At 40.4% G+C, this 12,348-nt stretch carries 15 protein-coding genes; 2 read left to right on the top strand and 13 right to left on the bottom strand.

Annotated features, from left to right (window positions below; all coding sequences use genetic code 11):
- Positions 1-12: 12 nt before the first annotated feature.
- Entirely contained in the window at positions 13-2,172 is a 2,160-nt protein-coding gene (gene nrdE, locus C1G49_RS08455; protein WP_105125339.1) for a class 1b ribonucleoside-diphosphate reductase subunit alpha, read from the top strand.
- Between the two features lie 739 nt (positions 2,173-2,911).
- Positions 2,912-3,871: a class 1b ribonucleoside-diphosphate reductase subunit beta gene (nrdF, locus tag C1G49_RS08465; protein ID WP_105125341.1), complete on the top strand. Its 960-nt coding sequence runs from the start codon at positions 2,912-2,914 to the stop codon at positions 3,869-3,871.
- A gap of 33 nt (positions 3,872-3,904) precedes the next feature.
- On the opposite strand, the gene C1G49_RS08470 is transcribed toward nrdF, so the two are convergent.
- From C1G49_RS08470 to C1G49_RS08530, 13 genes are all read right to left on the bottom strand, one after another.
- The gene (locus tag C1G49_RS08470) at positions 3,905-4,579 is read right to left on the bottom strand and encodes a CPBP family intramembrane glutamic endopeptidase (protein ID WP_105125342.1); all 675 of its coding nucleotides are present in this window, start codon (positions 4,577-4,579) and stop codon (positions 3,905-3,907) included.
- A 9-nt stretch (positions 4,580-4,588) separates the two neighbouring features.
- Positions 4,589-4,906: a hypothetical protein gene (locus tag C1G49_RS11465; protein ID WP_105125343.1), complete on the bottom strand. Its 318-nt coding sequence runs from the start codon at positions 4,904-4,906 to the stop codon at positions 4,589-4,591.
- Between the two features lie 9 nt (positions 4,907-4,915).
- Positions 4,916-5,605 (bottom strand): CPBP family intramembrane glutamic endopeptidase, encoded by a 690-nt coding sequence (locus C1G49_RS08480; RefSeq protein WP_105125344.1) that lies wholly within the window; start codon positions 5,603-5,605, stop codon positions 4,916-4,918.
- A 25-nt stretch (positions 5,606-5,630) separates the two neighbouring features.
- Positions 5,631-5,813 (bottom strand): hypothetical protein, encoded by a 183-nt coding sequence (locus C1G49_RS08485; RefSeq protein ID WP_105125345.1) that lies wholly within the window; start codon positions 5,811-5,813, stop codon positions 5,631-5,633.
- 19 nt (positions 5,814-5,832) lie between these two features.
- Positions 5,833-6,342, bottom strand: coding sequence for a DUF3278 domain-containing protein (locus tag C1G49_RS08490; protein ID WP_105125346.1), 510 nt, complete (start codon positions 6,340-6,342; stop codon positions 5,833-5,835).
- 30 nt (positions 6,343-6,372) lie between these two features.
- Complete coding sequence (locus C1G49_RS08495) at positions 6,373-7,131, bottom strand: DUF3169 family protein (RefSeq protein ID WP_105125347.1); 759 nt, start codon at positions 7,129-7,131, stop codon at positions 6,373-6,375.
- Positions 7,128-7,343 (bottom strand): helix-turn-helix transcriptional regulator, encoded by a 216-nt coding sequence (locus tag C1G49_RS08500; protein ID WP_012028279.1) that lies wholly within the window; start codon positions 7,341-7,343, stop codon positions 7,128-7,130. Before C1G49_RS08500 ends, C1G49_RS08495 begins: the two co-directional genes overlap by 4 nt.
- Before the next feature lie 12 nt (positions 7,344-7,355).
- Complete coding sequence (locus C1G49_RS08505) at positions 7,356-7,922, bottom strand: DUF3267 domain-containing protein (protein WP_105125348.1); 567 nt, start codon at positions 7,920-7,922, stop codon at positions 7,356-7,358.
- Between the two features lie 152 nt (positions 7,923-8,074).
- Entirely contained in the window at positions 8,075-8,278 is a 204-nt protein-coding gene (locus C1G49_RS08510; RefSeq protein WP_105122179.1) for a hypothetical protein, read from the bottom strand.
- A complete protein-coding gene (locus C1G49_RS08515) occupies positions 8,262-8,486 on the bottom strand; it encodes a hypothetical protein (RefSeq protein WP_105125349.1) in 225 nt (74 codons plus the stop codon). The genes C1G49_RS08510 and C1G49_RS08515 overlap by 17 nt, the downstream gene beginning before the upstream one ends.
- A 29-nt stretch (positions 8,487-8,515) precedes the next feature.
- A complete protein-coding gene (locus C1G49_RS08520; protein WP_044677494.1) occupies positions 8,516-8,719 on the bottom strand; it encodes a hypothetical protein in 204 nt (67 codons plus the stop codon).
- Positions 8,720-8,951: 232 nt separating this feature from the next.
- Positions 8,952-11,570, bottom strand: coding sequence for an alanine--tRNA ligase (alaS, locus tag C1G49_RS08525; protein ID WP_105125350.1), 2,619 nt, complete (start codon positions 11,568-11,570; stop codon positions 8,952-8,954).
- A 218-nt stretch (positions 11,571-11,788) separates the two neighbouring features.
- Positions 11,789-12,337 carry an LURP-one-related family protein gene (locus C1G49_RS08530; RefSeq protein WP_105125351.1) on the bottom strand — a complete coding sequence of 183 codons (549 nt, stop codon included), beginning with the start codon at positions 12,335-12,337 and terminating at the stop codon, positions 11,789-11,791.
- Positions 12,338-12,348: the final 11 nt, after the last annotated feature.

Below are 12,348 nucleotides of genomic sequence, written 5' to 3' on the forward strand. Positions count from 1 at the left end.
GAGATCGCGATTATGAGTTTGAAAGAATTAGGCGATGTGTCCTACTTCCGTTTAAATAACGAAATCAACCGTCCAGTCAATGGACAAATTCCTCTCCATAAGGACCAAGAAGCTGTTAAGGCCTTCTTCAAAGAAAATGTTATCCCAAATACCAAACAATTTGATTCCATTTTGGACAAGATTGCTTTCTTATTAGAAGAAAACTATCTTGAGAAAGAATTTTTGGATCAATACAGTCCAGAATTTATCATCAAAATTGATCAATTCTTGAAAGACCAAAACTTCCGCTTCAAGTCCTTCATGGCTGCCTACAAGTTCTACAATCAGTATGCCCTTAAAACAAACGACGGTGCCTACTATTTGGAGAGCATGGAAGACCGTGTTCTCTTCAACGCCTTGTATTTTGCAGAAGGAAATGAAGAGTTAGCCTTGAACTTGGCTAACGAAATGATTCATTTGCGTTACCAGCCTGCTACTCCTTCTTTCCTCAACGCAGGTCGTGCCCGTCGTGGTGAGTTGGTATCCTGTTTCCTCATCCAAGTCACAGACGATATGAACTCCATCGGACGTTCCATCAACTCTGCTCTGCAATTATCCCGTATCGGTGGTGGGGTTGGTATCTCTCTCAGCAACTTGCGTGAGGCAGGGGCTCCAATCAAGGGCTACGAGGGAGCTGCTTCTGGTGTCGTTCCTGTCATGAAACTTTTCGAGGACAGCTTCTCCTACTCTAACCAACTTGGCCAACGCCAAGGGGCTGGGGTTGTTTACCTAGATGTCTTCCACCCAGACATTATCGCCTTCCTTTCAACTAAGAAAGAAAATGCTGACGAGAAAGTGCGTGTGAAGACCTTGTCACTTGGAATCACTGTTCCTGATAAATTCTATGAATTGGCACGTAAAAATGAAGACATGTACCTCTTCAGCCCTTACTCAGTTGAGTTGGAATACGGTGTGCCTTACAGCTACCTTGATATTACTGAAAAATACGACGAGTTGGTAGCAAACCCACGCATTCGCAAGACAAAAATCAAGGCACGTGACTTGGAAACAGAGATTTCCAAACTCCAACAAGAGTCTGGTTATCCTTACGTCATCAACATCGACACTGCCAACCGCAGCAATCCTGTTGACGGCAAGATTATCATGTCCAACCTTTGTTCGGAAATCCTTCAGGTCCAAACACCAAGTGTTCTAAACGATTCTCAAGAATATTTGACCATGGGTACTGACGTTTCATGCAACCTCGGCTCAACTAATATCGTTAACTTAATGAAGTCACCTGATTTTGGACGTTCTGTTCGTACAATGACACGCGCTTTGACTTATGTCACAGATCATTCACACATTTCAGCTGTACCATCTATTGAAGCAGGAAACAGTCAGGCGCATTCAATCGGTCTTGGAGCTATGGGACTTCATTCTTACTTGGCTCAGAACTTGATTGATTACGGTTCAAAAACTGCCGTAGAATTTACCAACATCTACTTCATGCTCCTCAACTACTGGACCTTGGTAGAATCAAATAACATTGCCCGCGAACGCAAGGCAACCTTCCATAATTTTGACAAATCAAAATACGCAGACGGCACTTATTTCGATAAATACGTGACTGGTGATTACCAACCACAATCTGACCGTGTTAAAGAACTATTTGAAGGCATTTTCATTCCAAGCGTGCAAGACTGGGCTGAACTACGTGAGAAAGTCATGGCAGATGGTCTTTACCACCAAAACCGCCTAGCTGTTGCTCCAAACGGTTCTATCAGCTACATCAACGACGTTTCTGCTTCTATTCACCCAATCACACAACGGATTGAAGAACGTCAAGAAAAGAAAATCGGTAAAATCTACTATCCAGCAGCTGGCTTGGCAACAGAAACCATACCATTCTACAAGTCTGCCTACGATATGGATATGCGTAAGGTCATTGATGTCTACGCTGCTGCAACAGAGCACGTTGACCAAGGTTTATCCCTCACTCTTTTCCTTCGCAGTGAACTACCTAAAGCTCTTTATGAATGGAAGAAAGAGAATAAGCAAACCACACGTGACCTCTCTATCCTTCGTAACTATGCCTTCAACAAAGGTATCAAGTCTATCTACTACATCCGTACCTTTACCGATGACGGAGAAGAAGTCGGCGCAAACCAATGTGAAAGTTGTGTGATTTGATGAAAATATTTTTTATAATAATTGCCCTTACAACGTTATTAATAATTCCATATGGACTGGTGTATCAAAAAATCCGCCAAGTCTATCAAGAAATGAGACAAATACATTCTAGTTTTTATGGTTTTATTAATAGTAAGAGTGGATATAAAAAAATCCTTCTTGCAATCATCTATATTTTATTCTCTATTATAATTATTCCAACCCTAATAATATATTTTTTATACTTAATATGCTACTTAGTAATAAAAAATGCCTCTTTACAAAATTATAGATACCTATACAAATATATCTTTTTTCCATACATACTCACTTATTTACTAACACAATTTGCATCAACATACGATAATACCTCAATTAGAATAGTGTATTTCTATTTCGAAACATTTAATAGTATTTTTGAACAAAAATTTTCGATTGAATTCGTTATCACTATCATTGTCACCTTTTTGATTTCATTCCTACTTCAGAAGGTTTCTAAACTGTTCAATGAAACTCAAAAAAAGCTGATTGAATTTCTTAATGTTCTATTTACTTCTACAATGTTTACACTAATAATTCTAGCTTGCTTAGGTATTTTCTATATTTTGACAGATAACGTTGCAGAAACATTAGCTTCTAATCATATCTCAACATTCGATGTATATGCTATACTTGCAATACACTATGGAGGGTGTAATTTAGCATCAAACATTATTTATCTTTTTTGTATCAAACCATTTATAGAAAGAGGTGAAATTACTTGACAACCTACTACAAAGCCATAAACTGGAACGCCATTGAGGACGTAATCGACAAGTCAACTTGGGAAAAGTTGACCGAGCAATTCTGGCTCGATACACGTATTCCTTTATCAAACGACTTGGATGACTGGCGGAAACTTACTGTTGAAGAAAAAGACCTGGTTGGTAAGGTCTTCGGTGGACTAACCCTCTTGGATACCCTTCAATCTGAAACAGGTGTCCAAGCTCTTCGCAATGATATTCGTACACCGCATGAAGAAGCTGTTTACAACAACATTCAATTCATGGAGTCTGTTCACGCCAAATCTTACTCTTCTATCTTCTCAACCTTGAACACCAAGTCTGAGATTGAAGACATCTTTGAATGGACCAACAGCAACGAATACTTGCAACGCAAGGCAAAGATTATCAACGAAATCTACGAAACAGGTACACCTCTTGAGAAGAAAGTTGCCAGCGTATTCCTAGAAACCTTCCTCTTCTACTCTGGTTTCTTTACACCACTCTACTACCTTGGTAACAACAAGCTGGCCAACGTTGCTGAAATCATCAAGCTGATCATCCGCGACGAGTCTGTGCACGGTACCTACATCGGTTACAAGTTCCAGCTTGGTTTCAATGAATTGTCCGAGGAAGAACAAGATAAACTCCGCGACTGGATGTACGACCTTCTCTACCAACTTTACGAAAATGAAGAAGGTTACACACGCTCTCTTTATGACGCAGTCGGCTGGACCGAGGAAGTATTGACCTTCCTTCGTTACAACGCCAACAAGGCCCTCATGAACTTGGGACAAGATCCACTCTTCCCAGATTCAGCAGATGATGTCAACCCAATCATCATGAACGGTATCTCAACCGGTACATCTAACCACGACTTCTTCTCCCAAGTCGGTAACGGCTATCTTCTTGGTGAAGTGGAAGCTATGCAGGACGATGATTATCTTTACGGTTTATAATCAAAAAAGCAGTTCAATCCGAGCTGCTTTTTTTTATACTAAAAATACAATCATGAAATAAGAAATACCGTTGTTGAGCATATGTAGTGCAATCGGATAACGAATATCACGTCTAATCAGATAGAGCCATCCTAGATTGAGTCCCATCGTGAAATAAATCATAAATTGGGGAAGAGTTGCTGGCATATGGACCAGACTAAATAAAGCCCCTGTTACAACAAGATAGATTCCAACTGCCTTCATATCTGCTATTTTAGGGAAGAAATAGGTTGCCAAGAAACCACGGAAAATCAATTCTTCTAAAATTGGAGCAAAAATCACTACTGAGCTAAATGCAATCAAGGGATAGGCTGAAACGAATTCAATCACTAGTTTTTGATTTTCACTTTCTGGGACTGGTACAATAAATTGGAAGATAAAAAATGCAATATAGAGTAAAATCGGCCATTGAATCTTATGGAACCATAAAGCTGTCACACGATAGTCTACAGAATGACGTGGATAGATATACTTCCATAACAGAATAATGAGCGCAATGGAAAGAACGATACCAACTATCGCACAAATCCAAATTGTACTGTCAATCAACTGGGCAGGAATGTCAGGAATGGTTTGTAAGGTTGGTCCTACCATTAGAAAACCAGATGCAATCTGATAGGCAACAAAGTATAGAAATAGTAATGCAGCGTGTTTGATAAATTTCAACATATTCCCTCCCTAAAAGCTCAAGTCGACAATATTATCGACTCGTACCAACTTGGTTTCAAGTTCCCCATTCGCTAATTCACGAGAAATTTTAACCCATTCCTCATCAACTGCCAAAATGGTGTATTCATAAGCAATAGAAAAGTCCTCATCAAAGCGGATTTTGGCTTTACTTCCGACCAATTCTTTCAATAAAACTGACATCTGATTTTCTCCTTTTGTAGTTTTCTGCAACTTTTTTACCCTGGCTTGCAACTGCTTCACTTTTTTCCCATCTGATAAAGAATTGAAAAATAGAAATCCTACTAGAATCCATAAAAATAGTTCCATATTTTTCTCCTATATCAAGCCCAGACTCTGCATCAGTAGCATCAGTAAAAATCCAAGAAGATTATTCAGACTGTGTAGAATAAGTGCGTTGGTATATTTGCCAGAAATACGATAGGCGAGTCCAAGGACTAGGCCCATACCTCCATAGACAACCCAAGATCCGATATTGGTCGGATTGTGAATAAGTCCAAACAGAAAACTCGATAGCAATAATCCCACAATCGAATCCTTACCAAAGACTTTCCCCATGAGAATGCCACGGAAAAGCAGTTCCTCCAAAACTGGAGCAAAGAAAACTGTAAAGAGAAACAAAACTAAGGTTGGTAAGCCTGAATTATTGATAATTTCCTGATTGGCAGTTGTTTGACCGTATCCCTCTTCTAGCATAATCAATTGCCCACCAATTATTTTCAGACCAAACATAACGATAAAAGCGAGGACTACAAAACCAATATTCTTTAACATTCCCCACTTCTGCTCGCTCTTCCATAAACCAATTTTACTGGTCAAAACAAGACCGACTACCACGGCAAACAATAAGAGGGCTGCAGCAATCAGTAGATTATTACCATCAAAATTTGGTAGGGCAAACATGGCCATCTGAGTCAATACATTTAGTACAACGACAGCTAGTCCCACTAAAAGAAACTTCCAATTTTTAACCACATTCCAATCTTTGATATTTCCAAGTCTATTCATAGCAACCTCCTTTATATACACTTAATTAGTTCTTAGCACCTTTTTCGAACAATAGCAGAGCTGGCAAGCCCAAAACCATCGGCAGAAGAATATTCAGAGTTGACAAATCAATCTGCCTAGTAGCCAGCCACTCTCCGAAAATATAGCCAACTGCGTAGAGACCAAGGACGATTAATAGGACAAGATAAATTTTCATAAACAATTTCATGAGTTGACCTCCATCTAAACTAAATAAGTTTGATTTTCTTACGATTAACAATATAGAAACTAAGGAATCCCACCGGGGTCAAAAGGACAACTGTCATGGGAGTGACAAACTGGAAATACTCCGCAGCAGAGGTACCACTTTCCTGTGGGATATGAAACTGCCAGAGGCCAATACTAACTAGCAGACTGTATACTGCAATCTGTAGGGTTTGATACAGAGTTCGTTTCATCATTTTCTTACGAGCCATTTTTACATCAGCCTTGTCAATCACCAATTTATCTAGACCCAACTGTTTGATAATGGCATCCTGTTTGAATTGAGAATAAACCAATGTCAAGAAGAGGCTGATTCCCATAACATCTTCTCCCAGCGCAAAGCTAACTAGGAAGCTCAGCAGTGTCACTGTCATAAAGAGCATATACATATTGTTGCCGAAATTGGTCAAGGCCGCATAAGACACCTGGTCTAACTCACCAACAATATCATAGAAATAACGAATTGCTCGAATGTGTAGATTTTCCTTTTTCATAGCTATCACCTAAAACTCTTTCAAAAATTCTTATTTAAAATAACGACGGACCATACGAACCTGCATGACATTGATGTAAATATGTAAAAATGCAACAACTAGAAAGGCTATAATTTGTCGCTCCTGCAATAGCATGCTAAGTACAAATAGGAATAGATACAAACCTGGTAACACGATTTGATTTAAAGTGAAAACGATTTGGAAACTCATTTCGTAGTTTGCTTGTTTCTCACCTTCGTCCATTGCCTCAGCAAAGTCTTTCATTTCTTTTACCGTAGCAAATACAGACAACTTATAGTCACGAATTTTCTGAGTTAATTTCATGATAAAAATCTGACTAATGAGAAGAATAACATAGAAAACTGCATCAAATATTGACCCGTACATGAGTGCCCCCTTTTCTAAGAAGGTAACTCCAAAACCTAATCCTAAATTTAAAAGAGTCAATGACGCAGCAACATTGAAAGATATGTTCGCGTATTCTAGGTTACGAAACATTTTCATATATGTCTCATCAACACGTTCTTCATCCTCATCTGAAATAGAATGATAAAGTTTATGTGTTTGATTAGCCTTAAGAATAAAATATACGGTTCCAGCGAAAATGACAAAAGTAACGATACGCAAACAAAATAGAAAGTTATCTAGATTGACAAAAGGCGGTAATCCAAACTTAGAAATCAATACTCCAAAAAAGCCATTAAATGCACCGAAAATTGCTCCTAAAAACAAATAGGTAAGATTCCTCATCCATCTTTGTTTTGTTGTAATCTGTTTCCCCTGTTTCATTCTTCTACCTCCACTAATTGAAAGACATTCTCCACATTTTCATTAAAAATCTGTGCAATGCGCATGGCAATGACCACCGAGGGCGTGTATTCTCCCCGCTCAATCAAACTAATGGTCTGCCGTGATACTTCTGCTAACTTTGCTAGCTCTGTCTGATTGAGACCATCTCTGGCCCGCAATTCCTTGAGCCGATTTTTTAAGACATATTCCATGAGTTTTCCTTTCTAGGCTTGGTAGATAATCAAGCCTGTTTCTGTGTCTTCGACAGCTATATTCCCCTTAGCAAACTTAACCAATAAAAGATAGGTATAGTAGAAATCACCTGCACAAGCAGCCGCATGCATGGTAGCTACCATCAGATAAAGAGATACGTCCATTCCCCCTAAGCTCGCTAGTATTGTCAAGCCTAGACTAATCACGACAAAGGGAGCCAGGGAAATTACCAACATTTGCATCCGATTGTAGAGGGAACCTGGACTGGTAGCATAGGCCATACCGGACTTCCATTTTATCCCGTATTTGACAGGATTTTCAGGACAAAAAACCTTGAAGAAGATACCGTGAATCGCTTCATGCACAACTATCAAAAGAGGAAATAGAACCATTCCTATCCATAACTCTGGTAAGGTAAGTGTCAAATTTTGTTCTACATTAGCCAACAAGGAAAAGGCTAACTTACCGAATAGAAGAGCAAATGGGAAAATTAGAACAGTCGAAAGAATATTCAATCCCCAGACAAATTTCTTATTTTCCATGATATTGACTTCATATAATTTCTTTTTCGCTTCCATCTTTCTTCTCCTTCATTTTCCTTCAAGCTAGACTAAACTATATAGTCCTAGAGCAACTCCAATCAGTAAGCCGAATATAGTTGCCCCTGTAATCATAATTGCTGCCATATCAGATGAAATGTGTCGTTTCATAAGGTTTCTCCTGTCTTTCCTTAGCTTTTTTCACTATTTTTCTTTTTGTTAAATTGCAGAGCTAACACCAGTGTCGCCAATAAAGGAGGAAAGGGATAACTCATTTCCGTCAAACCAATGTCAAATCCTAGCAAGGCAAAAATTTTAAATATCAAAATAGTTATCAAGAAGAGTGCGAAAAACAGTAGGACTACTTTCATTCCATTTTTAACTGTCTTGTTCATTTTTCTTCTCCTTTTCTCTGCTGAGAGTGACATCTAAAAGAAGGAGAGAATTCATCATCATCAAGAGTATCATGGTATCTATCTCCCGACCAAATACGATGTTTTTAACTAAACTATAAATCAAATATAGTGCAACTAGAACCTGCACTCCTCGCACAACGCTTGTTCCTGTAATCAAAATTCCTTTTTTATTGCTATTGTTTTTCATAACTTTCCACCACTTACTCTCGACTAATTTTAATCTTCTTCCTTCTGCTCTTTTCTGCCAGCTAGTTTCCACAAGCGCTCATCTGTCACTGCGATAGTGCAAATGGCAAGAACGACATGGGTATTATCCAACTGCTGCCACTTCATAATGTCAGCCAGTAGGACAAAAACTAGATAGATGATCGCCATAAGTTGTACAAAACGTGTGATGTCACTATTGTTTATCTTTTTCATATTTATTTCCTACTTTCTGTTTATTTACCTGATAAATTCGTTTTCATCACTTTATCTTGATATCATTGTAACACTTCATTTTCTTTTTGACAAGTATCTTTGTCAAAAAAATAATAATTTTTGTCAAAAAGTTTATGAAATTTGTCAAAATGTAGCGAATGATGGTCAGAATGACTATAATAAGATACAAAAAAACTCCTTCATCCAAAGGATAAAAGAGTTTAGTGAGCGATTAGAGATTGTCAGCTACGCTGTTCAAGAGGGTTTGGATAGCAGATGCATCGCTACCACCGGCCATAGCCATATCTGGCTTACCACCACCGCGACCTGCAACGATTGGAGCAAGGACCTTGATGAGGTTGCCTGCATGGACATCGCTTGATTTGCTGGCTACAAGGACATTGACCTTATCACCGATGGCTGCTACTAGCACCAAGACATCTGAGTAGTCTTTTTGCTTCCAGTTATCCGCAAAGGTACGGAGGGCACCTGCGTCTGATACTTGGACTTGGCTGGCAATGTAGCGAACACCATTGGTCTCTTTGACATCTTTGAAGACATCACCTGCTGCCGCTGCTGCTGCTTTTTCTTTCAGAGAAGCATTTTCTTTTTGCAAGTCACGAACTTGTTCTTGAAGGTTTGCGACCTTGTTTGGCACTTCCTTGATTTGTGGTGACTTGATGGTTGCTGCTACTTCTTTGAGCGCATCTTCTTGGTCACGGTAGGCAAGGAAGGCTTCACGACCTGTTACCGCGATGATACGGCGGGTACCTGAACCGATACCTTCTTCTTTCAAGATCTTGAAGATACCGATTTCAGCAGTGTTGCCCACATGGGTACCACCACAAAGTTCGATAGAATAGTCACCGATGGTTACCACACGGACATTTTTACCATATTTTTCACCGAAGAGGGCCATGGCACCCATTTCCTTGGCTGTGTCAATATCGGTCTCAACTGTCACAACTGGAATAGCATTCCAAATTTGCTCATTGACTTCTTCTTCGATACGACGGAGTTCTTCAGCAGTAACAGCCTCAAAGTGAGTAAAGTCAAAGCGGAGGAAGTCTTGCTCATTCAAGGAACCAGCCTGAGTTGCGTGTTCACCAATGATCTTGTGAAGAGCCGCATGGAGCAAGTGAGTTGCCGTGTGGTTTTTCTCAACGCCACGACGACGGTCTGTGTCGATTTCAAGTGTGTAAGTTTGACCAAGTGAAATGCTTGCAGTCAATTCAACCGTGTGTAATGGCTGGCCATTTGGTGCTTTCTGCACATCGATGACAGTCGCAACAATATCCCCAGCGGCATTTTTAATGACACCACGGTCTGCCACCTGACCACCCATTTCAGCATAGAATGGTGTTTGGTCAAAGACGAGGAGGGCTTGTCCTTCTGACACCGCTTCTGTCCGCTCATTGTCAGCGATAATGACTTCCAACTTGGCATCTAGGCTAGTTTGACCATAGACAAAGGTTGAGCTTTCAGTAATGCCTGCTAGGGTTTCATTTTGCATACCCATTGAACCACCTTTGACAACAGCCGCACGCGCACGGTCCTGCTGCTCCTTCATGGCAGCCTTGAAGCCTTCGTGGTCAATCTTGTAGCCTGCATCTTCTGCCAATTCTTCTGTCAATTCCACAGGGAAACCATAGGTATCATAGAGTTTGAAGATGTCTTGACCTTCAAGCGTGTCCTTACCTGCTGCTTTCAACTGGGCCAATAATTGATCCAAGTGACCGCTACCAGCGTCAATGGTACGAGCAAAGGTTTCTTCCTCACGCTTGACGATTTTTTCGATGAATTCGCGTTTTTCAAGGACTTCTGGGTAATAGCTTTCCATGATGTTGCCAACTGTTTCCACCAATTTGTAGAGGAATGGTTCTGTGATACCCAAGCGACGACCGTGCATAACCGCACGACGAAGCAAGCGACGAAGGACATAACCACGACCTTCATTTCCTGGAAGAGCACCATCACCGATAGCAAATGAAAGAGCACGGATGTGGTCTGCGATAACCTTGAAGCTCATATTGTCGCCATCTTGGTCATAAGTTTTGCCAGAAATCTTCTCTACCTCGCGAATGATTGGCAAGAAGAGGTCGGTTTCAAAGTTAGTCTTAGCCCCCTGGAAAATAGCTGCCAAACGCTCCAAACCTGCACCCGTATCAATGTTTTTGTTTGGCAATTCCTTATACTCAGAACGCGGAACAGCTGGGTCTGCGTTGAATTGTGACAATACGATATTCCAAATCTCGATGTAACGATCGTTTTCAATATCTTCTTCCAAAAGACGAATACCAATGTTTTCAGGGTCAAAGTCAGTACCACGGTCAAAGAAAATCTCCGTATCTGGACCTGAAGGACCTGCACCGATTTCCCAGAAGTTATCTTCAAGTGGAATGAGATGGCTTGGCTCAACACCAAGAGCAATCCAGCGATTGTAAGAATCCACATCATCTGGATAGTAGGTCATGTAGAGCTTGTCTTTTGGAAAGGCAAACCATTCTGGGCTGGTCAAGAGCTCAAAGCCCCACTCAATCGCTTCATCACGGAAGTAATCACCAATCGAGAAGTTACCAAGCATTTCAAACATGGTGTGGTGGCGAGCTGTCTTACCAACGTTTTCAATATCGTTGGTACGGATTGATTTTTGTGCGTTTGTAATCCGTGGATTGTCAGGAATGACAGAGCCATCGAAATATTTTTTAAGCGTTGCCACACCAGAGTTGATCCACAAGAGAGTTGGATCGTTAACAGGGACAAGATTTGCGGAAGGCTCAACAGAGTGACCCTTTGATTTCCAGAAATCCAACCACATTTGGCGGATTTGTGCAGATGATAATTGTTTCATAATTAAGATACCAAGCCCGATTAGAAGGCGACTGAAAAATAGGAAACTGACAGGAAATCCTGATTTCCTAGACAGTTTATCTTTTTTCCGAGCCTTCCGGGCGTGTTCAATTCAGAAAATTATCCAAATTGAACATTTCCTTTCATACTTAGTGATAATTAGGTAGGTTCAATTTAGCAAGCTAGCTAACTGAACCATTTTTTTATTCTACGTTACGGTTAACTGGATGCATCTTCCATCATTTCGACGTAGTCGATTGCGACCACCAGGGAAATGACCAAGTCTGCATAGTCATCCTCGACTACTGTTACGGAGTAACGAGAAGTCAGGTGAAAGAGTTCTTTGGAGATTTCAGCTACTAGCTGACCATCAGGTTTTTTCAATCGAAAATCCAAGTCCCAGATATTGCCTTCTAGGACCAAGCCTAGATTTTCCACGCTATAGCGGTCCTTGAAAAAGGTCCATTCCTTTTGCAAGTAGAATGAATGCCCGTCCGCCATATCAATGGTAAATTGGGGTAGGAAGGTCAAAAATTTCTTGGTAATCCGACAAACTTCTCCACCTCTGGCATTGGTCACCGTAAACCGCTTGGGAATTTCAAAGAAGGTGCCCTCAACCTGATAAGCAAGCTGTCCATGACTATCATGAATATCAAATTTTTCACCACCCAAAACAAAACGTTGTTTGACCTGAAATTGTTTCATGACTCCCTCCAAAAAATGACAAGAAATCAAACGAAGGGCGAAAAACCGCGGTACCACCTTCATTCAATGACTTG

This window comes from Streptococcus suis (assembly GCF_002960625.1).
Lineage (GTDB): Bacteria > Bacillota > Bacilli > Lactobacillales > Streptococcaceae > Streptococcus > Streptococcus suis_T.